We start from the raw sequence: 22,008 nt of genomic DNA, 5'->3' as shown, positions 1-22,008 counted from the left end.
CATGCTATAATGACATTTGGTTTTTGCTAACATTTCAAAGTATAATCATTATAGAGCAGTAGTTGTTATAAAAGGGATGAAGGACTAATGAAAATATCAACAAAAGGACGTTATGGATTAACAATCATGATCGCATTGGCAAGACATTATGGCGATACACCATTGCCATTAAAAACAATTGCGCAGAACTATGAACTATCTGAGCATTATTTAGAGCAATTGATTGCCCCTTTGCGAAATGCAGGACTTGTTAAGAGTGTGCGAGGAGCTAAGGGTGGTTATTTGCTAACGAAAGACCCGAAAATGATTACAGCAGCGGATATTATCAGAACGTTAGAGGGTCCTATTCGACCAGTAGAAGAAATGGACGATGAGGAACCAGCCAAACGAGAGCTTTGGAAAAGGATCCGCGATGCTGTCAAAGATGTCCTTGAAACGACGACATTGCAAGATCTAACTGAGTATGATGATAACAACTATCAAGAAGAGCACATGTTTTATATATAAACCAAAGAAAGTTTTCTTCAAAAAGAAGGTGTAAGTATGACAAGAATCTATCTCGATCACGCGGCAACAACTCCTGTTCACCCAGAGGTTGCACACGTGATGACGGAACATTTATCGAACCAATACGGAAATCCTTCCAGCATTCATCATTACGGCCGTGAAAGTAAGAAGCTGTTGGATGAGGCAAGAAATTTGATGGCCTCATCAATTAATGCTGACTTTTCTTCTATTATTTTCACAAGTGGAGGAACTGAAGCAAATAACTTGGCAATTTTCGGTTCTGTATATGCAAGAAGCAACAAAGGGAAGCATATTATTACAAGTTCTATTGAACACCATGCAGTTTTACATCCATTTGAGCAATTAGAGGCAGAAGGGTTCGAAGTTACTTATCTCTCTGTTGATCCTAGCGGTGTGATCTCTGTTGAGGATGTACAAGCAGCATTGCGTGAGGATACGATTTTTGTCAGCGTAATGACCGTGAATAATGAAACTGGTCATCGTCAACCGTTAGAAGAGATAGGTGAACTATTAGCAGATCATCAAGCTGTTTTCCATACGGATGCCGTTCAAGCATTTGGAGTGGAAAAAATTGATGTAGATGCCCTGAGGGTCGATTTGTTAAGTGTTTCTTCACATAAAATTTACGGACCTAAAGGTATTGGCTTTTTATATAAAAGAAATGAAGTAGATTTAAAAAGAAGAGTTTTTGGTGGTGAACAAGAGCGGAAGTGGCGTTCAGGAACTGAAAACACTTTAGCCATAGAAGGATTCAAACAAGCTGTCAACGTGTTGAAACGTGATATGGGACAAAGAACGGAACATTACCAGAAACTCACAGACACACTGCTAAAAGAACTCGACGAACGATTTATCGTTTATGAGGTTAATGGGGAAGATTCGAAAAAGGTACCTAATATTATGAATATCAGTTTTCCGGGTATGGACGTTGAGATCTTTTTGATGAACTTAGACTTAGAAGGTATAGCAGTTTCTTCTGGATCAGCTTGCACTGCGGGTTCTATCGATCCATCTCATGTTCTAAAAGCGATGTACGGTGAAGAAGATCCAAAACTAAGAAATTCAATCCGTTTCAGCTTTGGAATCGATAATACTGAAGAGGAAATGGTTGTAGCGGCAGAAAAAATAAAGAAAATAATCGAAAGGTTACAAGGATAAGGTGGTGATAACATGAAAGAACGCAAAGATACTCGAGTAGTAGTAGGAATGTCAGGCGGTGTTGATTCATCGGTGACTGCATTGTTGCTTAAGCAACAAGGATATGATGTCGTAGGTATTTTTATGAAAAACTGGGATGATACAGATGAATTCGGCGTTTGTACAGCCACTCAGGACTATGAAGATGTGGCGAGAGTATGTAACCAACTAGATATCCCATATTACTCAGTGAATTTTGAAAAGAAATATTGGGATAAGGTATTTACGTACTTTTTAAATGAATATGAAGCGGGACGAACACCGAACCCGGACGTAATGTGCAATAAAGAAATTAAATTCAAAGCTTTCTTGGATCACGCGATGGCGTTAGGTGCAGATTATTTAGCTACTGGACATTATGCACAAATCAGAGAATCTGATGATAGTACGTATCAAATGCTTCGTGGTGTCGATCAAAATAAAGATCAGACGTATTTCCTTAACCAAATTCCAGCTTCAATTTTGCCTAAGATCATGTTCCCTTTAGGTGGCATGTCTAAGAAGGAAGTAAGACGAATTGCAGAGGAAAATGACTTAGCTACCGCTAAGAAAAAAGATAGTACGGGAATTTGTTTTATTGGCGAAAGAAACTTCAAAGAATTTCTAAGTGAATACCTACCGGCTCAGCCTGGGAATATGGAGACACTTGAAGGTGAAGTCAAAGGCAAACATGATGGGCTGATGTATTACACTATCGGGCAGCGTCAAGGCCTTGGAATCGGGGGAGCAGGAGATCCGTGGTTCGTAGTGGGTAAAAACTTGGAAGATAATATTTTATATGTTGCTCAAGGTTTCCATCACGAATCATTGTATTCAGACTCGTTAGAAGCAGTTGACGTTAACTGGTTAGTTGATTTAGATCTGAGTGAACCTTTCACCTGCACAGCAAAGTTCCGTTATCGTCAAGAGGATAGTGAAGTGACTGTATACCCTAAAGAAGACGGAACTCTGGAAGTTAGATTTGCAGAACCAGAACGTGCGATAACACCTGGACAGGCTGTTGTTCTTTACGACGGAGAAGTATGTATTGGTGGCGGAACGATTGAAAACGTGTATAAAGATACAAAAGAATTATCGTATTTAGCATAAAAAAAGAAGCCAGCACTTTTGTGGTGGCTTTTCTTACATAAAAGAAAGGAGAGGGAATATGAACTTAATAGAACAAGGAATCGAATATTTGCAAGAAGGAAAAATGGAAATGGCAGCAAAAGTTTTCAATGATTATCTTGAACAAAATCCAGAAGACCCGGTTGGTTATGTTAATTTTGGACATCTTTTAGCGAAGGTTAATGAATCTGAAAAGGCGAAGCGCTTTTATGAAAGAGCACTAGCTCTAGATGAAACAGCGGCAATTGCTCATTACGGACTCGGAAACCTTTATTTTGAAGAAGAAGATTTTGAAAAAGCTACAGCAGCCTATCAAGAGGCGATGAAAGCTGGGTTGGATGAAGCAGACGTGTATTATATGCTTGGTCGCTCACTGATGAGCCAAGAGCAACCAAAACTATCATTGCCTTATTTACAAAGAGCTAGTGAAATGGTTCCAGAAGATATCGATATTCAATTCCAATATGGGTTGAACTTGGCATATATCAATATGATCAAAGAAGCGGTTGAACAAATGAAGAAAGTGATTGCACTTGATGAGATGCATAGCGATGCTCATTATAATCTAGGTGTAGGATATCTTCATCTGGAGGAGCCAGAACCAGAGTTAGCTCTTAAGCATTTTGAAAAAGCACTGGAAATCCAGCCTGATCACGTACTTGCTGGGAATGGTAAGAAACAAGTAGAAGCTGCACTCAATGAAGAGTAAAAGGGAGGAGGCCGTAGGATGGATGAGAAAAGTTTTGTGAAAGGTCAACTGAATCATATGATTTTCCATAATAGTGAAGAACAGTTCTCCATCGCTTCGGTCTCTGTTGTTGAAACAAATGAAACAGTGGAGGAGGAAGAATTGGTCGTCAAAGGACATTTTCCTCCTCTCACACATGGAAACGACTATATTTTTTACGGCTCGATGAAATCACACCCTAAATTCGGCGAGCAATATCAAGTTTTTACATATGAAAAAGAATTGCCAAAAACAGAAGATAACTTGGTCAAATATTTTTCGAGTGATTTATTTTACGGTGTTGGAAAGAAGTCAGCTCAAAGAATCGTCGATACACTCGGGATCAACGCTGTAGAAAAAATCTTGAAAAATGAAGCTGAACTTGATCAAGTAATTGGTATGAAAAAGGAATCTAAACAGAGATTCATTCAAGACCTACGTATGAATCAAGGGTTTGAGCAAGTCACTCTAGAGCTTGCTAAATATGGTGTCGGGTTGCAAATGGCCCAGAAAATTTATCAGCAGTACCAGGAACGGACAATTGCACAACTACAAGAAAACCCTTATCATTTTGTATTTACTACTGAAGGATTCGGGTTTCAACGCGCTGATGAAATTGCACAATCGCTTGGGATTACCCATGACCATCCGACAAGGATTCAGGCAGCAGTTTTACATGTGTTAGAACAGGAATCATCGAACGGACATGTATATGTAGAAGAAAATTACTTGATGGAAAAAGTGATGAAGTTATTGTTTCAAGGTATTTCAAATACTGCGGATTTGGGTGTGGAAGATCACTTCAAAGCTCTTGAGGAAGAAGACCTCATTGTGAAAGAAGACACCAGGGTTTATTTACCTCAACTTTATTATGCAGAAGAAGGAATCGCCTCTCAATTAACGAGGATTATCGATGCTAAAGAAGATGAGACTGTGGATGAAAGTTCACTCTTAAAAGCTTTAGGGGAAATCGAGGAACAAGAATCACTATCCTACGGTGAAGAGCAATATGAAGCCATCAAAAAAGCATTGGAAGAAAAGGTGCTTATTTTGACGGGAGGACCTGGTACAGGTAAAACAACGGTTGTCCAAGGCATCATCACTTGCTATGATCGACTTTTTCAGAAGCATCAAGGCGTCAATAAGTCGGATTATATTTTAACCGCACCAACGGGAAGAGCCGCGAAAAGGTTATCTGAATCTACTGGGTTGAAGGCGAAGACAATTCATAGTTTACTCGGTTGGACCGGAGAGAATCAATTCGAAGTAAACGCTGCTAATCCATTAAAAGGTAAGGTAATCATCATTGATGAGTTCTCAATGGTTGATGTTTGGTTAGCTAACCATTTATTAAAAGCTATTCCAGGAGACATGAAGGTTATCTTCGTTGGGGATGAGGATCAGCTACCTTCAGTAGGACCTGGTCAAGTTTTAGCAGATTTCATTAAGAGTGATCGTATCCCAGTAAGTCACTTGACTGAAATTTATCGTCAAAAAGAAGACTCTTTTATCGTACAGTTGGCTCACCAAATTAAGAATGATCAAGTGGATGATCTCCAACTTGTTAAAAAGTCGGATTTTAACTTTATTCAAACTAGAAAAGACCAAACTTTAGCTATGGTGGAAAACATCGTAAGAAAAGCTTTAGATAAGGGGTATTCGAAGAAAAACATTCAGATATTAGCCCCGATGTACCGAACAGAAGTCGGTATACATCAATTAAATGAAACTCTTCAAGAAATCTTTAATCCTGAAAGTAAACAAAAACGACAGATTATACATTTCGACCACATCTTCCGAACAGGTGATAAAGTTATTCAGTTAGTCAATCAACCCGAAAAGCAAGTTTACAATGGGGATATTGGTGAGATCGTAGGAATTTTAAAAGGTTCCGAAACTGAATCGAAAAAAGACGAAATCGTCATTGATTACGATGGACTTGAAGTAAGATATACAAAACAAGATTTTAACCAAATTATGCACGCTTATGCTATTTCTATCCATAAGTCTCAAGGTAGTGAGTTCCCGATTGTTATTTTGCCAATTATTCGCTCATTTAAGCGAATGCTTGTTAAAAACCTATTATACACCGCGATTACACGGAGCAAATCCTCGTTGATCATCTGTGGTGAATATGAATATTTCCTACAGGGCGTCAAGACGGAGAATGCATTTGAAAGAAATACGAGTTTAGTCGAACGTTTACGGCACTTTATTGAAGGCGAGATGGGTGAAGAAGACGATGAGGAAGAAATTACGCCTTATGACTTCATGTAATTGAAACATACTATGACTGTTGGACACGTGGGTATAGAAATAAAGCTATTTGGGCAGGCTGAATGACAAACTAATGGTTAAAAGGAGTTTGTCGGTATGAAATGTCCAAACTGTCAAACGTCGAATCTCGGTAAAATCGGTGAACAGCAATATTATTGTTGGACATGTTTAATTGAGATTACAGTCGAAGAAGGACAAATGCATGTTCATGAAATTGAAGAAGATGGCTCAGTTTCGTCCTTGGACGATTTATTTTTCGAATAGGAGAACTGAGAAAAAGGTTGGTGATCTTCATTGAACCGAATAGTAAATAGCGGTGTCAAAATGGGTATGGGAGCAGCCGTCATGTATATGATGGGTAACCGGAAAAGATTTCGTAAAAACCCCACGGTCAAACGATTAAGATCAACCATGAAGCGTGCTCGAAGGCGCTGGTTGTAATGATGAAAGCTACTGATCTCAAGGGGTCAGTAGCTACATATTGATTTTATTGACAAGAGCCTGTTCGTTTTCTATAATTACTGCATATCTATATTGAAAACTTTGAAGGAAACAGTAGATGACAGCCCACTGATAAGAGAAGGATCTTCTAGGCTGAAAGAGATCCTCGGTGAAGTGTCGTTGAAAGCTATTCCTGAGTGCGGCTAATCCCCGCCGGTGTTGCACCCGTTAACGTGCACTAAAGTTGATAGGTCATTGGAACCTATAATTAGGGTGGTACCGCGGATATAGCCGTCCCTGCATAAATTTTATGTAGGACGGTTTTTTTTATTTTTGGCTCTGTTTGGTGTTGATTCTGACGAATCGTTTGAAGGCGGACGCTTTCCTGGGGGCACGGCTTCAACTTCCCAAAACTCACCATTCGTGAGTTTTGCGTGATTTTCACCTCGTGCTAGTCCCCTAGGAGTCGCCGCCTCCCACGATTCGTCAGAATCAACGAGCGCATACTTAGACACTCAAAGTTTCTAAACAATGAGCTTTAACAGCGCATTAATTTTTTAAAGACTTTAACTTAATTGAAAATTAGATAGATCTATTTAGGAGGAGAAAAATGAGTACATTAAAATCAGCAGATGTTAGGCAAATGTTTTTAGATTTTTTCAAGGAAAAAGGACATTCTGTGGAGCCAAGTAAATCACTTGTGCCTCGTGAAGATCCAACTCTATTGTGGATCAACAGTGGTGTAGCAACCTTGAAGAAATACTTTGATGGTAGTATTATTCCTGACAATCCAAGAATCGTGAACGCTCAAAAATCAATTCGCACAAATGATATCGAAAACGTTGGGTTTACAGCTCGTCACCACACATTTTTTGAAATGCTCGGAAACTTTTCAATAGGAGACTATTTTAAAAAGGAAGCAATGATCTGGGGATGGGAGTTTCTAACTGATGAGCGATGGTTGAACCTTGACGAAGAAAAACTGTCAGTGACGGTACATCCTGAAGATGAAGAAGCTTATCAGGTTTGGAAAAATGAAGTAGGAGTTCCGGTAGAGAGAATTATTCGTATAGAAGAAAATTTCTGGGATATTGGGCAAGGTCCAAGTGGCCCGAATACAGAGATTTTTTATGATCGCGGCGAAAAATATGGAAATGACCCACACGATCCAGAGCTATATCCAGGTGGGGAGAATGAACGCTATCTAGAAATATGGAACTTAGTATTTTCTCAGTTCAATCATAATCCGGATGATACGTACACACCTCTTCCGAAGAAAAATATTGATACAGGGATGGGTTTAGAACGTGTGATTTCAGTTATTCAAGATACCCCTACAAACTATGAGACGGATCTTTTCATGCCAATTATCCAAAAAACTGAAAAAGTTTCTGGAAAAAAATATGGTGAAGCGACGGAACAGGATTCTGCATTCAAGGTGATAGCGGACCATGTGCGTACAGTTTCTTTTGCGATTGGTGATGGTGCATTACCTTCAAATGAAGGGCGAGGATATGTGCTTAGAAGATTACTGAGAAGAGCAGTCCGTTTTGCTAAAGAGTTGGATATCAACGAACCATTCATGTATCAACTAGTGGATGAAGTTGCAATGATCATGAAAGATTTTTACCCAGAAGTCAACGAGAAAAAAGACTTCATTCAAAGTGTAATAAAAACAGAAGAGGAACGGTTCCACGATACGTTACAAGATGGGCTAGCTATTCTTGAGAAGGTAATGAAAGCTGAAAAAGAGAAAGGCTCTAATATCTTTCCTGGAAAAGAAGTGTTCACTCTTTATGATACGTATGGTTTTCCAAAAGAATTGACAGAAGAGTATGTAGAAGATGCTGGATTTACGATTGACCAAGAAGGTTTCGATAAAGAAATGAAGGAGCAACGTGATCGTGCACGCCAAGCTCGCCAAAAAGTAGACTCCATGCAAGTGCAAGATCAGGTTCTTCAAGATGTTCATGTTGAGAGCACTTTCATTGGCTATGATTATTTAGAAACTGAAACCACACTAGAGGTTATCGTGTCTAACAAAGAACTTGCCGACTCAGTGAATACTGGAGAATCAGCATATGTCTTTTTGAAAGATACTCCTTTTTATGCAGAAAGTGGCGGACAAGTCGCAGACGAAGGCTGGATCGGATCATCGACTGGAAGAGCAAAAGTCATTGATGTTCAGAAAGCGCCGAATGGCCAAAATCTTCATCATATAGAGGTCGAAGAAGGTTATCTACAAGCTAAACAGAATCTAGAAGCGTTTGTACTACCTCATTCTAGAGTACAAACAGTCAAAAATCATACTGCCACTCACCTATTACATCAAGCTCTGAAAGATGTTCTAGGTGACCATGTAAATCAAGCGGGATCACTTGTAGCCCCTGATCGACTTCGATTTGATTTCTCCCATTTCAATGCTTTAACGGATGAGGAAATCGTTGAAATAGAAGAAGCGGTCAATGAAAGAATTTGGGCATCTATTGATGTTGCAATTGAGAACCATACTATAGAAGAGGCTAAAGAAATGGGTGCAATGGCATTATTCGGTGAAAAATACGGAGATGTCGTGCGCGTTGTATCTATCGATAATTATAGCATTGAACTTTGTGGTGGTTGTCATGTTAAAAACACTTCTGAAATAGGAATGTTTAAAATTGTTTCCGAGACAGGTATCGGTGCTGGAACAAGAAGAATTGAAGCTCAAACAGGTAAGGGAGCTTATTATTTTACTCGAGAAAAAGAAGATCTGTTAAACCAATCAGCAGCTCTATTAAAAACAAAATCCGATCAGGTTCCACAACGTATTGAATCGCTATTTATAGACATGAAAGAACTTGAAAGAGAAAAAGAATCTCTTCAAGCTAAAATGGCTCAAGCAGAATCTGCTGGACTTAAAGATCAGATTGAAGATGTCGAAGGAATCCCACTTCTTTCAGCAAAGGTTAGCGTGAATGATATGAATGGTTTACGCCAAATGGTGGATGATATGAAACAGAAGATGGAATCTGGGATCGTTTTATTGGCTATGGAGAACGATGGTAAAGTACAATTAGCATCAGGAGTTACTAAAAATTTAATTGATCAAGGTTTCCACGCAGGTCATTTAATAAAAGAAGCAGCAACTCGTTGTGGAGGAGGCGGCGGAGGCCGTCCAGATATGGCTCAAGCAGGCGGAAAACAACCTGAAAAAATTGATGAATCATTGAAAGCAGGAAAAGATTATATTAAAACTGTTTTATCTTCTTAATCAATCAGTTTATAATAGAAGTACAGTTTAACGAGGGGGTTATGTGATAATGAATAACGATCACACGATGAAGTACCAATTCTCAGATGATTCACAAGAAAAGAAAGTCAATGAGATCTTACATTCTGTGTATCATTCCCTAGAAGAGAAGGGTTATAATCCAATCAACCAGATAGTAGGTTACTTACTTTCTGGAGATCCTGCTTATATCCCTCGTCATAACGATGCTAGAAATCTGATACGCAGGGTCGAGCGAGATGAAATGATCGAAGAGCTCGTGAAATATTATCTAAAAGGGAATAAAGAGGAACGTTAATGAAAACATTAGGTTTAGATGTCGGAGAAAAAACAATCGGAGTTGCAGTGTCCGATGCCTTAGGCTTCACTGCGCAAGGGTTAGAGACAGTCCGGTGGGATGAATCCGACTATTCGACTGCTTCCAGTCGACTGGAAGAGATTATTCAAAAAAACGATATTAGCCAGATTATTGTTGGACTGCCGAAGAACATGAATGGTACTATTGGTCCAAGAGGCGAAGCTTCACAAGAGTTTGCTACTTTTTTAGAAAATGAGTATGATGTGAAAGTCGTATTGTGGGATGAACGATTAACCACAATGGCAGCTGAAAGAGTGTTGCTAGAAGCTGATGTAAGCAGGCAGAAACGAAAGAAAGTAATTGATAAAATGGCAGCCGTCATGATTCTTCAAAGTTACTTAGATGCCAACCAATAAAAAGGAGTGAACGAAATGGAAGAGAAAGAGCGAATTATCATTCCAGATGAATCTGGTGAAGAACATTTATTTGATGTTTTATTTACATTTGATGTTGATGAAACAGAGAAATCCTATCTTGTAGCTGTTCCAGCTGAACAAGCTGAAGATGAGGAAGTAGAGGTTTTCGCTTTCCGCTATGAAGAAAATGATGGGAATGAAGATGATTTGACACTTTTCCAAGTCGAAACCGATGAAGAGTGGCAAATGATCGAAGAGATGTTAGCAACCTTTTCTGAAGACGATACAGAATAAATTAATAGTTACAAAAAAGGTTAGCCCTAGTGGTTAACCTTTTTTTATGTGTAGTGATTACGATTTAATAAATAACTCCTTTAGAAGAAAAATATTCTACTTTTATTTAAAAATTGTGTGAAAAAGATAGAAAAATAATTGATTTTAATTTATACTTTTAGAAGATTTAATCGTGTTACAATAGATGAAGTATGCACGAGTGTAGAAGAAAAAGGAGGATCTTCTTTGACTGATTCAAACGAGAAGCATTCATATATAGAACAACGTAACAAACGGGCAAAAGAAGCCAAAATCTCACGAAGGATTATTCTAGTAGTCCTTTTGACTTTGATGATAGCGATCGGTTTAGGTGGTTATTATGGCTATAATTACATAACTGAAGGTTTAAGCCCTGTAGATCCAGATAACGAAGAGATTGTTGATGTTGAAATACCAATTGGTTCGAGCACAACCTCAATAGCTGAGACTCTTGAAGAAAAAAACTTGATAAATGATGCATTGATTTTTCAACTTTATGTAAAATTCAAAAATGAGTCAGGATTTCAAGCCGGTGAATATCAATTCTCACAAAGCATGACAATCGACGAATACATCGAATCATTGAAAACAGGTAAAATTTTAGTGGAACCACTTTTCACTGTAACGATCCCAGAAGGGACAACTTTAGAAGAAATTGCTGAAATCTATGGGGAAGAAACCTCAATAGATCCTGAAGAGTTCATGACGAAGATGGAGAATGAAGAATACATCCAATCGTTAATTGATATGTATCCAAACCTTCTATCTGAAGACATTCTAGCAGAAGAAATAAAGTATCCTTTGGAAGGTTATCTCTTCGGTATAACTTATTCTTTCTATGAAGAAGATCCTAGCATAGAACAAGTGGTTGAGATGATGCTTCAACAAACCCAAAATCAGTTAGAACCATATATGGGTGAAATAGCTGAATCAGATTATACCGTCCATGAAGCATTGACGATGGCTTCCCTGATAGAGGAAGAAGCTGTCAGTGAAGAAGATAGGTTCATGATTGCTGGGGTGTTTGAAAATCGAATGAATCCTGAGGACCCAGCTAATGAAATGCCTTTACAAACCGACCCCACAATTCTTTATGCACTAGGTGAACATAAAGATCGAGTATTGAAAAAAGATTTAGACGTGGAGAGCCCATATAATACTTACCAAAACAGAGGCTTGCCACCAGGTCCTATTTCAAATTTTCGGATGAACGCATTTGAAGCTGCATTACAACCACGAGAACATGATTATTTCTACTTCTTGGCAGATTATGAAGGGGAAGTCCACTATGCTGAGACGAACCAAGAACATAACCAAAACCGACAAGAACACCGCCCGCCGCAAGATTAATCATACTAATGGGAATGCGTCATTATTCGCGTTCCCTGCTTTTTTTATGTTACAATACCAAAGTTGAAGTTAGATTCATTCCTATTCACAGTCTGCTTGGAGGCATTCCAACATGAATGAAACAAAGGCTTATATTCAATCTTTATATAAGGACAGTCATTCGTTATTGAATGAAATGGAAGCTTATGCTGAAGAACATCACGTACCAATCATGGAGAAGGACGGAATAGAAATATTAAAGCAGTTAATCAGAATTCATCGTCCAAAAAATATATTTGAAATTGGTACGGCAATCGGTTATTCTGCTATACAGATGGCTCTTGCATATTCTGGAAGCAAGGTCACGTCGGTTGAACGAGAACAAACTCGCTATAAAGTAGCTGTTGATAACATAGCTCGTGCAGGATTAGAACAGCAGATTGATACCCATCTTGGAGACGCTGTTTCTTTCATAAATGAGCTAGCGGAAGACACTCAATTTGATTTTGTTTTCGTAGATGCAGCAAAGGGTCAGTATAAAGACTATATAGAAGCCATTGATTCATATGTCCCAACTAAAGGGGTTATTGTTATCGACAATGTACTTTTTAAAGGGTATGTTTCAGGTGCCAGCCAAGAAAACCAGAGATGGGTAAAGATTGGTGAAAAGATTGCCAAATTCAATGAATGGTTAATGAACAACGAGAACTATTACACAACTATCATTGAAAGTGGAGATGGAATTGCAATCGCATTGAAAAAGTAATAGAATATCATCAATAGAATTACATGCAGAAAGGAGTTCCCCGAATGCCCGATAAACCAATCGTCATTGGGGTTGCAGGTGGTACAGGTTCTGGAAAGACAACCGTAACTCGTGCTATTTGTGAACATTTCCAAAATACATCAATCCTTATGATGGAACAGGATTTTTACTATAAAGATCAAGCTCATTTACCATTTGAGGAGCGTTTGAAGACAAATTACGATCACCCATTAGCATTCGATAATGATCTTTTGATTGAACATTTAGAGAAGTTATTGGATCGACAACCAATTGAAAAACCCGTTTATAATTACGAGTTACACACTCGGTCTGATGAGACTTTAACAACTGAACCGAAAGAAGTTATCATTGTAGAAGGAATTTTAGTACTTGAAGACGAAAGATTACGTGATATGATGGATATTAAAGTTTTCGTAGATACGGATTCTGACATTCGAATTATACGTCGCTTAATGAGAGATATAAAAGAAAGAGGCCGTTCAATTGATTCGGTTATAGATCAATATATAAGTGTAGTAAGACCGATGCATTTACAATTCGTAGAACCGGCAAAACGCTATGCAGATATCATCATACCTGAAGGTGGACAAAATCATGTGGCAATTGATTTATTGACCACTAAAATCAATAGTATTATTGATAAGCAATTTTCATAAAATCATTTAAGAGATAGTTATTTAAGGAGTGTTTTAAGTGGCAGAAGAAAAGAACTTTTATATGACTGAAGAAGGTAAAGAGAAATTAGAACAGGAATTGAATGAATTAAAAACGGTCAAACGTCCGGAAGTTGTAGAAAGAATAAAAATTGCTCGTAGCTTTGGAGATCTATCTGAGAACTCTGAATATGATGCGGCTAAAGATGAACAAGCTTTTGTTGAAGCTAGAATCTCACAGATTGAAAATATGATTCGTTATGCTGTAATCATTGAAAACGATGATAACAACAGCGATATCGTACAGCTGGGTAAGATGGTTCGTTTCGTTGAACTACCAGAAGGTGACGAGGAAGAATATCAAATTGTAGGAAGTGCTGAGTCAGATCCTTTTGAAGGAAAAATCTCAAACGATTCTCCTATGGCACAAAGTTTGATTGGTAAAACAATTGGAGACCAAGTAATGGTTCAAACACCTGGTGGAGAGATTAAAGTAAAAATCGTAGAAGTGAAATAAATTGATTCCCGGTCCTACACATACACTTTGTGTAGGACTTTTTAAGCAGGAAGATTGAGCCTTATAAATAGCTCATCACCCCATAATTTCTTTTTAATTAAAAGGAGGAATTACCATGTCAGATTCAAATAAAAATTCTAGATCTGAACGTTTCGAAAAAAGACGTAAAAGTACGAAACTGTTGAATATATTAATTGTTGTAGCTTTGGTTCTAGCTCTAATGTTAGTTTGGATGTTCTTATTCGCTGATAGTGGACAAAGTCCTGATGACGATCAAAGCCTAAGTGATGAATATAGTAATGACGAAGATGAAGATTCAGAAAATGAAGAAGCGAATGAAGAAAATGATAATGAATCAGATAATGAAGATGAATCAAAGAATGAAGATGATGACTCAACAGAGGAAGAGGACACTTCAGAAAATGAAGAGGCTTCTGAGGAAGAATCAGAAGAAGAGCAAGACGAGAATACAGATGAAAATGAAGAATCCGATTCAAATGAAGATGAAGTCGATACTAATTCAGAATCAAGTGACGACCCGAACGTAAAAGAAGTTCTGACTGGTAATTGGGATCCAATTGGTACAGAACAAGAAGAGCCTCATAAAATTAACTATAGTGAAGGAAGTCAAGATCGCCAAGAGATGGAACAAGCTATCAGGTATGCTACTGGTCTCAATGAAGGTGATATGATTGTATGGGCTCTTGAAAGTGGTGGAGACCCTAGCAGAGTTACAGGAACAGTAACCAATCGTGCTCAGGATGAAATATTTAGAGTACCGATGGTTTGGGTAGAGAACGAAGGTTGGGAACCTCAAAGAGTAGAAGTATTAAAAGAAAACGATAAAGAAGATGCGTACTAAAATCACTGCATTAGATACAGAAGGGAATTTACTATGAAATACGGAATAATAGGAGCGATGGAACAAGAAGTCGCTTGGCTACTAAAAGAAATGGTGGATGTCGAGGAATCAATCGTTGCTAATTGCAAATTCTATGAAGGAAGAATTGGTGATCAATCAATAGTATTATTGCAATCTGGTATAGGGAAAGTGAACGCTGCGTTATCGACAACTATTTTACATGAACGGTTCAATCCGGACTATGTAATAAACACTGGTTCAGCAGGTGGGACCGATCTTGGTCTCAACGTCGGTGATATTGTCATCGGTGAGAAAATTGTTCACCATGATGCTGATGCAACAGCTTTTGGCTATAAATACGGACAAATCCCACAAATGCCAGAAACATATGCATCGGATCCTAAGCTAGTTGAAAGGGCTCAGAATGCCATACAAGCCTATAATCCATCTATTCAGGTCACAACAGGTTGGATAGGTACCGGAGACTCATTTATGGCTGATGAGGAGCGTGTGAAAGCTGTTATGAGCTTATTAGCGGATATTAAAGCATTGGAAATGGAAGCAGCTGCTATTGCTCAAGTTTGTCACCAATATGGCACTCCATTTTTAATCATCCGCTCCTTATCCGACATTGCTGGAAAAGAATCCAATATATCCTTTGATCAATTTCTAGAGAAAGCGGCAGAAAATAGTGCCTCATTCATCATAAATATGATTAACTAAAAAAATAGCTACGGACCAAGACAAATTGGTTCGTAGCTATTTATATGTTTGAGTATATAGATAGTAGCCGCCGATTATCAATAAAAGTAATAGAGTTACCACTAATAATGCATAACCAAATCCATACTGTTCATATGGCGGATAGTAAGGTTGATAACCGTAAGGAGAATAATAAGACATTTTCATTCCCTCCAGTCGTTTATTACACTGTATGAATTAATTTGAAAACTGAGAGGGCATGAGCCTACGAATTAGATTGATTATGATGATCTCTATAAAATGCGTGAAACATTTTCATTAATGCTCTCTTTTCAATTCTTGATACGTAACTTCTAGATATTTCAAGTTCTTGTGCTATTTCTCTTTGGGTGTATTCCTTCATTTGATTTAGACCGTACCTCTTAGCGATCACTTCTTTTTCCCGTTCATCCAGAAGGTGAATATATTGAAAAATCTTCTCTATCTCCATAGATGTCTGTATTTTTTCAACCAAATCGGGTTGATCCGATTTCAATATATCCATCAAGCTGATTTCATTTCCTTCTTTATCGTGACCAATCGGATCTTGAAGGGATATATCTTTATTGCTTTTCTTCGAGCTTCTGAGGAACATCAGTATTTCATTGTCGATACATCTGGCTACATATGTAGCTAATTTAGTCCCCTTATCCATAGAATAACTTTCAACACCTTTAATTAAGCCAATCGTGCCGATCGAGATAAGATCTTCTTGTTCTTCCTTGTTATTTTCGTATTTCTTAGCGATATGAGCAACTAAGCGAAGGTTATGTTCAATCAGTTTGTTCCTTGCTTCGAGATCCCCATCTTGCCAACGTAATAAATACTTTTTTTCATCTTCTTTACTCAAAGGCTGAGGAAAAGCATGCCCTTTTACGTACGAGGCGAAAAAGTACATGTTATGAAAAAACAAGGTGATCAATTTGAATATTGTGTACATTCGCTTCCACTCCACTCAAAGAATTTAGGTGAATGCCTATACCGTTAATCTATGAGCTGTTTTGTAGGGATGTGTCTGTACAATGAGAAAAACTTGGCTTGTCGCCAAGTTCTAATAGAGAAAGCCTTTGTTTTTCACATACTTTAAACCCCAAATCAAGTTAAACATTCTTAAAGTATAAAAAAACGTTGGGAGTAAACCCAACGTTTTAAAAGCATGCTATTTTTTGTTGTTATTTGCTTCACGATCACTTTTAAGTTCATCTCTGACACTGTGTTTCCACAAATCTACATTTGTATTGTGAGCCGCTCTAGAAATCATATGTCCACTGACTGGAGCAGTCAATAAGACGAAAATTATCCCTAAAATCAATTTTCCGCTGATAATACCATTCTCAAAGTAGAGAAAGATAAACGCCGCAATCAGAATGCCTGCAACACCTAGCGTAGCTGCTTTGGTTGCAGCATGTAAACGGGTGTATACGTCAGGGAAGCGCAAAATACCAATCGATCCAGACAAGATGAAAAAAGTTCCGAGCAATAAAAATATACTAATGATTATCTCGATCAATTATAACACCCTTTTCTAAGAATTTTGCGATGGCAATTGTACCGATGAAAAGAAGGATACCAATTAATAGCACCACGTCATTAAGCTTTGATGTAACTAAATGAATAGCAGCTAATCCAACTAATGCCATCATATTGATACCAATTGTATCTAGAGCTACTGCACGATCCGGGTTAGTTGGGCCCAAGAATGTACGGATAACCAAGATGAATATGGAAATTGCGACACCAATAAAGCTGATCAATAGCACGATATCTAATAATTGTTGACCGAATGAGTGTATCATTATCTGGTAACCTCCATAATCGCTTTCTCAAAGGTTTCTTTGATTTCATTAACTTCAGCTTCAACGTCAGGCATATCCATAGCATGGATATAAATCTTCGTATTGTCATCCGAAATAGCAACAGATAATGTACCTGGTGTCAAAGAAATAAGGTTAGCAAGGAGAGTGATCTCCCAGTTACTGTTTAATTCAGTAGGTAAAGCGAATATACCAGGTTCTATGTCCAATTTAGGTTTATATGCAAGGGCCACAACGCTAATTGATGACATGACCAGTTCTTTTATGAAAAGGAAAATCAATTTTAAAACTAACCACACACGATTCAAATAGTAAGTATCAGGAACGAATCTTCTTAAGAAAAATAACAAGACAATACCGATTAAATACCCAGTGAAGAAGGATAAAAACGTATATTCTTCACTGAGAAACATCCACAAAAATGCAATCAGAATGTTCAATATGATTTGAAAGGCCATACGAATTTACTCCTTTAACACCGAATTTATATACTCTGTTCGTTCCATCAACATTTCAGCAATCGTTTCAGTATGGGGGTAGATGTATTCTGCCCCAATTCCCATAAAGATTGAGATGGCGATCAAAACAACTGCAGGAATAGTCAGACGGTTAACTTTTTTCTTCTCGGTTGTTACGAGTTTACTTTCTTCTCCCCATACTCCTTCAACAAAAATGCGAATCATAGAGAAAAGTATTAACAAGCTTGAAGCTAGCGCCACAATTGAGAGCAAATATTCTTCCTGTGCTAAAGCTCCTTGTAGTAAAAGCAATTTACCTATGAACCCACTGAAGGGTGGAATACCTGCAAGAACTAATGCTGAAATGAAAATCATCCAGCCTAATAATGGGTATTTATGAATCACACCACTCATTTTTTTCAAATCTTTCGTACCTGCTGCGACAATTAAAGCACCAGCAAGAAAGAATAAAGCTCCTTTGATAACCATGTCATGGAGTAAATAGTACACGGACCCTGCAATACCAATTTCCGAATGCAAGCCAATTCCCATCAATATAAAACCGATGGCTGGTATGATGTTATACGTAATAATCAACTTTACATTATTAGTAGAAAGAGCTCCGATTGCACCAAAGATCATCGTGAACATCGCTAGCCATATAAACAATTCATGTGTAAGGCCAGTGTCATGAACGAATATTAGAGTAAATACTCTCATGATCGAATAAATACCAACTTTGGTCAGTAGAGCCCCGAATAGTGCAGATACGACTGGATTAGGAACTACATATGAATTAGGTAACCAGTAATATAGCGGAAATATTGCAGCCTTTACAGCAAAAACGAAGAATAATAATATTCCAATTGCCGTCAATACCCCTTGCTGTTCAGCGCTTTCTACTCTTTCAGCAATTTGAGCAAGATTAACAGTTCCAACTGCTGAGTAAATGAAAGCCACAGCCGTTACGAATAGCATAGAAGAGAATAAATTAATGAGCACGTATTTTAACGATTCTCTAAGCTGAATCTTTCCATTACCAAGGATGATCAATCCATAAGACGCCATTAAAAGTACTTCAAAAAAGACAAATAAGTTAAATAAATCACCAGTAAGGAATGCACCAGAAACTCCAGATATCAACATGAAATAAAAGGTGTAAAAATAGAACGACTCTTGTTCTAAAGATAAAGCATGTGGAGCATAAAAAACTGCTGCAGCTCCAATGATGAACGTAGTAAGAACTAATAAAACCGATAGGTAATCAGCTACAATGGAGATGCCAAACGGAGCATCCCATCCACCTGATTGGAGTACAATGATTCCACCTGTGTACACTTTCCAAGTAATCCACCCTATCACTCCCAAAAAGATTAAAGATAACCCTTGGGATAAAAATCTTACGAGTTGAAGCTTTCTAGGAAAGAAAGCGACGATGATCGCTGCTAGCAATGGTAATATGATTGGTAGTACGGCTATATTATTCATCGTTTGAACCTCGCATTTCTTCCATATTATCCGTTTGGTTTATCGTATAAGCCCGATAAGAAAGCACTAGTAGAAAACTTGTTACACCAAAACTGATAACGATTGAAGTCAGAATCAACGCTTGTGGCAAGGGGTCTGCATAGTCGCTGACCCTATCCACCAGTACTGGAGGAGCTCCACGCTTAAGTTTCCCCATGGTTAAAATGAATAGATGGGCACCATGAGAAATAAGCGCAGTTCCGATTACGATTCTTAATAGTTGTTTTTGCAATAAATTATAAACGCCGGTGGCGAATAAAATGGAGGCTAAGACGGACATAACTATTTCCATGTTTTATTTCGCCTCCTTGTTTTTGCGTAGTTTAATCATCGCGTAAATTGCTAAAGCAGCACTAAATAAAACGGCTACTTCAAATAACGTATCAATTCCACGGAAGTCTACTAGTATTACGTTGACGGCATTGTCCCCGCCGCCCAGTTTATAAGTGTTTTCAATGAAAAACTTCGAAATCGGTTCATTAAAAGTAGTGTTATAAGCACTGATTCCGATAAACATCATTAGAAGTCCATACCCAAGTGCAACAAATAGATTCGTACCTTTTGTTGTAAGAGTATCTTCGGATTTTGTCAGGTTCGGAAGGTGATAGAAACATAGTAAAAACAATACAACAGTCACCGTTTCAACAATTAATTGTGTAAGTGCTAAGTCTGGAGCACTATATAGAACGAAAAGTATCGCTAGGCCGTAACCAACAATACCAAGAATCAGTATAGCTGCGATACGATTTTTAGCCATAGTGGTACCAATAGCTGCAATAGCCATAATTACAGCAACAATTACCTCTGTAGCAGTTATTGGTGCGACATCGTTAAAATTGAAGTTGACCCCATCGCTGATCCACAAGTAATAACCGGTTATCGCAAAGATTGAGACCAAAATCATGATCATATAATGACGTAAAGAACCTGTCATATAAAATGATGTAATCTTCTCAGACGAAGTTTCTAGACGTTTCATCATCCAGTCATACACTCTGTTGAAACTCAGCTTACCAGGCAACACAATGTATATCTTTTCCCAATATTTTTTCGTCAGGAATAATAATGTACCTACCCCTAAGACGATCATGGACATGTAAAGTGGCCAACCGAAACCGTGCCAAAAGTAGATTTCTTTTGAAACGGACTCACCGTAAATAGCCGCAGCTGAGTGGGTCAATAGTGAGTAATTGAAAATGTTCGGGAAAATTCCGATGATGATGACGCCTAACACTAAAATAGCAGGTGGTAACAACATCATGAGCGGTGCTTCATGGGGCTTCTGAGGCACAGCACTTTCGTCGAATTTACCTCTGAATGTTCCAAAGAATAAATACATTGAATACACGAATGTAAATATGCTCCCGATGACAGCTACCCATGGAATTGCGATAATCAATGTTTCCACGAAAGAACCTGTGTATCCACCAAGTTCGAGTGTAGCTCCAAAGAACATTTCCTTACTATAGAATCCATTTAAGAATGGAAGTGGAACCCCCGCCATGGAAAATGTACCGAAAATGGCTAACGTTGCTGAAATAGGCATCAGGGTCATCAGTCCGCCAAGTTTACGGATATCTCTTGAGCCTGTTTCATGGTCGATAATACCAGCGATCATAAACAAGCTTCCTTTAAAGGTTGCATGGTTTAAGATGTGGAAGACAGCAGCAAATATCGCGGCACTTGTTCCGAAACCGAGCATTGCCATAATCATACCTAATTGACTGATCGTTGAAAATGCAAGAATCGCTTTCAAGTCAGTTTGCCTCACAGCCATATAAGAAGCCCAAGCTAATGTAGTAATACCAAAAATACTTACAATAATGAAAAAGCTTGGTACACCCTCGAAAATTGGTGAAAATCTTGCGATTAAGTAAATACCTGCTTTTACCATAGTTGCGGAGTGAAGGTAAGCACTAACAGGTGTCGGGGCTTCCATAGCATCTGGTAACCAAATATGGAAAGGGAACTGAGCAGACTTAGTAAAGGCTCCTAGAATTAGGAACACTAGAATGAAAGGAAAAGCTGCACTTTCAACAATCACGTCTGACTGTTCTATCATACCTTGGATACTGGTCGTTTCAGTGACAACCGTTAAAATGATTAGGCCAGCGAGCATGCTTAACCCACCAAATACAGTGATCATCATTGACTTTAAAGCACCATATCTTGAACGTTCTTTAAAGTGCCAATAACCGATCAGTAAGAAAGAGGATAAGGATGTGAATTCCCAGAACGTATACAAAGCGTACACATTATCAGATAGTACAACACCAAGCATGGACGACATGAATATGTACAAGTAAGTATAGAAGTGTCCTAATCTCTCTTTATGGTTCAAATAATAAATGGAATACAAGACGACCAATGTCCCGATTCCACTAATTAATAAAGCGAATAATAAACTCAATCCATCTAAATAAAATGAGAAGGTTATATCCATAGAAGGAACCCAACTCAAAGTTGAAGTTGCGGTTTGAAAATCAGCACCTACATACTGTAAGAAATATATAAATATAGCTAAAGGGACAGGTAAGATCAACCAACCTGTGTGAATACGATGCTTCCACTTGCTTAGGAAAGGAATTAGTATAGCAATCAGTAGTGGAGCAAATATGGCGAGAGTCATTCAATGTTCATCCTTTCAATGAATTCTTAGAAGCGATAATACAGTAACATTATAACGATATTTTGAAACATTTGAAAAGCATAAGTATGTTACTTTCAGAGAAAATAAAAAAACTGG

At 38.1% G+C, this 22,008-nt stretch carries 24 protein-coding genes and 1 other annotated feature; of the genes, 16 read left to right on the top strand and 8 right to left on the bottom strand.

What is annotated here, in order from left to right:
* The first annotated feature begins 87 nt into the window (after nt 1-87).
* The 16 genes from cymR (at nt 88) to CEY16_RS04785 (ending at nt 15,445) form a co-directional block, all read left to right on the top strand.
* Nucleotides 88-507 carry a cysteine metabolism transcriptional regulator CymR gene (gene cymR, locus CEY16_RS04855; protein WP_101330829.1) on the top strand — a complete coding sequence of 140 codons (420 nt, stop codon included), beginning with the start codon at nt 88-90 and terminating at the stop codon, nt 505-507.
* Between the two features lie 36 nt (nt 508-543).
* On the top strand, nt 544-1,686 hold the full coding sequence (locus tag CEY16_RS04850) for a cysteine desulfurase family protein (protein WP_101330828.1): 1,143 nt from the start codon (nt 544-546) through the stop codon (nt 1,684-1,686).
* A gap of 12 nt (nt 1,687-1,698) precedes the next feature.
* On the top strand, nt 1,699-2,814 hold the full coding sequence (mnmA, locus tag CEY16_RS04845) for a tRNA 2-thiouridine(34) synthase MnmA (protein WP_101330827.1): 1,116 nt from the start codon (nt 1,699-1,701) through the stop codon (nt 2,812-2,814).
* Between the two features lie 58 nt (nt 2,815-2,872).
* Nucleotides 2,873-3,541: a tetratricopeptide repeat protein gene (locus tag CEY16_RS04840; RefSeq protein WP_101330826.1), complete on the top strand. Its 669-nt coding sequence runs from the start codon at nt 2,873-2,875 to the stop codon at nt 3,539-3,541.
* An 18-nt stretch (nt 3,542-3,559) separates the two neighbouring features.
* A complete protein-coding gene (gene recD2 / locus CEY16_RS04835; protein WP_101330825.1) occupies nt 3,560-5,836 on the top strand; it encodes an SF1B family DNA helicase RecD2 in 2,277 nt (758 codons plus the stop codon).
* A gap of 96 nt (nt 5,837-5,932) precedes the next feature.
* Nucleotides 5,933-6,100, top strand: a complete 168-nt coding sequence (locus tag CEY16_RS15310) for a hypothetical protein (protein WP_202908598.1) — start codon at nt 5,933-5,935, stop codon at nt 6,098-6,100.
* A gap of 270 nt (nt 6,101-6,370) precedes the next feature.
* Nucleotides 6,371-6,579, top strand: a binding site (T-box leader).
* A gap of 308 nt (nt 6,580-6,887) precedes the next feature.
* Complete coding sequence (gene alaS, locus CEY16_RS04830; RefSeq protein WP_101330824.1) at nt 6,888-9,530, top strand: alanine--tRNA ligase; 2,643 nt, start codon at nt 6,888-6,890, stop codon at nt 9,528-9,530.
* Nucleotides 9,531-9,579: 49 nt separating this feature from the next.
* Nucleotides 9,580-9,846: an IreB family regulatory phosphoprotein gene (locus CEY16_RS04825; protein WP_420795509.1), complete on the top strand. Its 267-nt coding sequence runs from the start codon at nt 9,580-9,582 to the stop codon at nt 9,844-9,846.
* Entirely contained in the window at nt 9,846-10,262 is a 417-nt protein-coding gene (gene ruvX, locus CEY16_RS04820; protein ID WP_101330823.1) for a Holliday junction resolvase RuvX, read from the top strand. Before CEY16_RS04825 ends, ruvX begins: the two co-directional genes overlap by 1 nt.
* 15 nt (nt 10,263-10,277) lie before the next feature.
* Nucleotides 10,278-10,556, top strand: a complete 279-nt coding sequence (locus CEY16_RS04815) for a DUF1292 domain-containing protein (RefSeq protein WP_101330822.1) — start codon at nt 10,278-10,280, stop codon at nt 10,554-10,556.
* Between the two features lie 225 nt (nt 10,557-10,781).
* Nucleotides 10,782-11,924, top strand: a complete 1,143-nt coding sequence (gene mltG / locus CEY16_RS04810; RefSeq protein ID WP_101330821.1) for an endolytic transglycosylase MltG — start codon at nt 10,782-10,784, stop codon at nt 11,922-11,924.
* A 112-nt stretch (nt 11,925-12,036) separates the two neighbouring features.
* Nucleotides 12,037-12,669 (top strand): O-methyltransferase, encoded by a 633-nt coding sequence (locus tag CEY16_RS04805; protein WP_101330820.1) that lies wholly within the window; start codon nt 12,037-12,039, stop codon nt 12,667-12,669.
* Between the two features lie 44 nt (nt 12,670-12,713).
* Nucleotides 12,714-13,346, top strand: coding sequence for a uridine kinase (udk, locus tag CEY16_RS04800; protein ID WP_101330819.1), 633 nt, complete (start codon nt 12,714-12,716; stop codon nt 13,344-13,346).
* A gap of 37 nt (nt 13,347-13,383) precedes the next feature.
* The gene (gene greA / locus CEY16_RS04795; RefSeq protein WP_101330818.1) at nt 13,384-13,860 is read left to right on the top strand and encodes a transcription elongation factor GreA; all 477 of its coding nucleotides are present in this window, start codon (nt 13,384-13,386) and stop codon (nt 13,858-13,860) included.
* A gap of 115 nt (nt 13,861-13,975) precedes the next feature.
* Nucleotides 13,976-14,722, top strand: coding sequence for a YrrS family protein (locus tag CEY16_RS04790; RefSeq protein ID WP_101330817.1), 747 nt, complete (start codon nt 13,976-13,978; stop codon nt 14,720-14,722).
* A gap of 33 nt (nt 14,723-14,755) precedes the next feature.
* Entirely contained in the window at nt 14,756-15,445 is a 690-nt protein-coding gene (locus CEY16_RS04785) for a 5'-methylthioadenosine/adenosylhomocysteine nucleosidase (RefSeq protein ID WP_101330816.1), read from the top strand.
* 36 nt (nt 15,446-15,481) lie between these two features.
* On the opposite strand, the gene CEY16_RS15145 is transcribed toward CEY16_RS04785, so the two are convergent.
* The 8 genes from CEY16_RS15145 to CEY16_RS04750 form a co-directional block, all read right to left on the bottom strand.
* Nucleotides 15,482-15,625 carry a hypothetical protein gene (locus CEY16_RS15145; RefSeq protein WP_162297851.1) on the bottom strand — a complete coding sequence of 48 codons (144 nt, stop codon included), beginning with the start codon at nt 15,623-15,625 and terminating at the stop codon, nt 15,482-15,484.
* Nucleotides 15,626-15,689: 64 nt separating this feature from the next.
* The gene (sigK, locus tag CEY16_RS04780; protein ID WP_101330815.1) at nt 15,690-16,403 is read right to left on the bottom strand and encodes an RNA polymerase sporulation sigma factor SigK; all 714 of its coding nucleotides are present in this window, start codon (nt 16,401-16,403) and stop codon (nt 15,690-15,692) included.
* 219 nt (nt 16,404-16,622) lie between these two features.
* Nucleotides 16,623-16,973 (bottom strand): monovalent cation/H(+) antiporter subunit G, encoded by a 351-nt coding sequence (gene mnhG / locus CEY16_RS04775; protein WP_101330814.1) that lies wholly within the window; start codon nt 16,971-16,973, stop codon nt 16,623-16,625.
* On the bottom strand, nt 16,954-17,259 hold the full coding sequence (locus tag CEY16_RS04770) for a Na(+)/H(+) antiporter subunit F1 (protein WP_101330813.1): 306 nt from the start codon (nt 17,257-17,259) through the stop codon (nt 16,954-16,956). Before CEY16_RS04770 ends, mnhG begins: the two co-directional genes overlap by 20 nt.
* The gene (locus CEY16_RS04765) at nt 17,259-17,735 is read right to left on the bottom strand and encodes a Na+/H+ antiporter subunit E (RefSeq protein WP_101330812.1); all 477 of its coding nucleotides are present in this window, start codon (nt 17,733-17,735) and stop codon (nt 17,259-17,261) included. Before CEY16_RS04765 ends, CEY16_RS04770 begins: the two co-directional genes overlap by 1 nt.
* A gap of 6 nt (nt 17,736-17,741) precedes the next feature.
* Nucleotides 17,742-19,223, bottom strand: coding sequence for a Na+/H+ antiporter subunit D (locus CEY16_RS04760; RefSeq protein WP_101330811.1), 1,482 nt, complete (start codon nt 19,221-19,223; stop codon nt 17,742-17,744).
* On the bottom strand, nt 19,216-19,554 hold the full coding sequence (locus CEY16_RS04755) for a Na(+)/H(+) antiporter subunit C (protein WP_101330810.1): 339 nt from the start codon (nt 19,552-19,554) through the stop codon (nt 19,216-19,218). Before CEY16_RS04755 ends, CEY16_RS04760 begins: the two co-directional genes overlap by 8 nt.
* A 3-nt stretch (nt 19,555-19,557) precedes the next feature.
* On the bottom strand, nt 19,558-21,891 hold the full coding sequence (locus CEY16_RS04750) for a Na+/H+ antiporter subunit A (protein WP_101330809.1): 2,334 nt from the start codon (nt 21,889-21,891) through the stop codon (nt 19,558-19,560).
* Nucleotides 21,892-22,008: the final 117 nt, after the last annotated feature.

It is taken from the genome of Halalkalibacillus sediminis, from assembly GCF_002844535.1.
In the GTDB taxonomy this organism is placed as follows: domain Bacteria; phylum Bacillota; class Bacilli; order Bacillales; family Alkalibacillaceae; genus Halalkalibacillus_A; species Halalkalibacillus_A sediminis.
This window is presented reverse-complemented; position numbering and strand designations above follow the sequence as displayed.

Bases quoted from the DNA above. Each gene is read 5' to 3' on its own strand.
- cymR (WP_101330829.1), top strand. From the start codon at position 88: ATGAAAATATCAACAAAAGGACGTTATGGATTAACAATCATGATCGCA.
- CEY16_RS04850 (WP_101330828.1), top strand. From the start codon at position 544: ATGACAAGAATCTATCTCGATCACGCGGCAACAACTCCTGTTCACCCA.
- mnmA (WP_101330827.1), top strand. From the start codon at position 1,699: ATGAAAGAACGCAAAGATACTCGAGTAGTAGTAGGAATGTCAGGCGGT.
- CEY16_RS04840 (WP_101330826.1), top strand. From the start codon at position 2,873: ATGAACTTAATAGAACAAGGAATCGAATATTTGCAAGAAGGAAAAATG.
- recD2 (WP_101330825.1), top strand. From the start codon at position 3,560: ATGGATGAGAAAAGTTTTGTGAAAGGTCAACTGAATCATATGATTTTC.
- CEY16_RS15310 (WP_202908598.1), top strand. From the start codon at position 5,933: ATGAAATGTCCAAACTGTCAAACGTCGAATCTCGGTAAAATCGGTGAA.
- alaS (WP_101330824.1), top strand. From the start codon at position 6,888: ATGAGTACATTAAAATCAGCAGATGTTAGGCAAATGTTTTTAGATTTT.
- CEY16_RS04825 (WP_420795509.1), top strand. From the start codon at position 9,580: ATGAATAACGATCACACGATGAAGTACCAATTCTCAGATGATTCACAA.
- ruvX (WP_101330823.1), top strand. From the start codon at position 9,846: ATGAAAACATTAGGTTTAGATGTCGGAGAAAAAACAATCGGAGTTGCA.
- CEY16_RS04815 (WP_101330822.1), top strand. From the start codon at position 10,278: ATGGAAGAGAAAGAGCGAATTATCATTCCAGATGAATCTGGTGAAGAA.
- CEY16_RS04805 (WP_101330820.1), top strand. From the start codon at position 12,037: ATGAATGAAACAAAGGCTTATATTCAATCTTTATATAAGGACAGTCAT.
- udk (WP_101330819.1), top strand. From the start codon at position 12,714: ATGCCCGATAAACCAATCGTCATTGGGGTTGCAGGTGGTACAGGTTCT.
- CEY16_RS04790 (WP_101330817.1), top strand. From the start codon at position 13,976: ATGTCAGATTCAAATAAAAATTCTAGATCTGAACGTTTCGAAAAAAGA.
- CEY16_RS04785 (WP_101330816.1), top strand. From the start codon at position 14,756: ATGAAATACGGAATAATAGGAGCGATGGAACAAGAAGTCGCTTGGCTA.
- CEY16_RS15145 (WP_162297851.1), bottom strand. From the start codon at position 15,625: ATGTCTTATTATTCTCCTTACGGTTATCAACCTTACTATCCGCCATAT.
- sigK (WP_101330815.1), bottom strand. From the start codon at position 16,403: ATGTACACAATATTCAAATTGATCACCTTGTTTTTTCATAACATGTAC.
- CEY16_RS04770 (WP_101330813.1), bottom strand. From the start codon at position 17,259: ATGATACACTCATTCGGTCAACAATTATTAGATATCGTGCTATTGATC.
- CEY16_RS04765 (WP_101330812.1), bottom strand. From the start codon at position 17,735: ATGGCCTTTCAAATCATATTGAACATTCTGATTGCATTTTTGTGGATG.
- CEY16_RS04760 (WP_101330811.1), bottom strand. From the start codon at position 19,223: ATGAATAATATAGCCGTACTACCAATCATATTACCATTGCTAGCAGCG.
- CEY16_RS04755 (WP_101330810.1), bottom strand. From the start codon at position 19,554: ATGGAAATAGTTATGTCCGTCTTAGCCTCCATTTTATTCGCCACCGGC.
- CEY16_RS04750 (WP_101330809.1), bottom strand. From the start codon at position 21,891: ATGACTCTCGCCATATTTGCTCCACTACTGATTGCTATACTAATTCCT.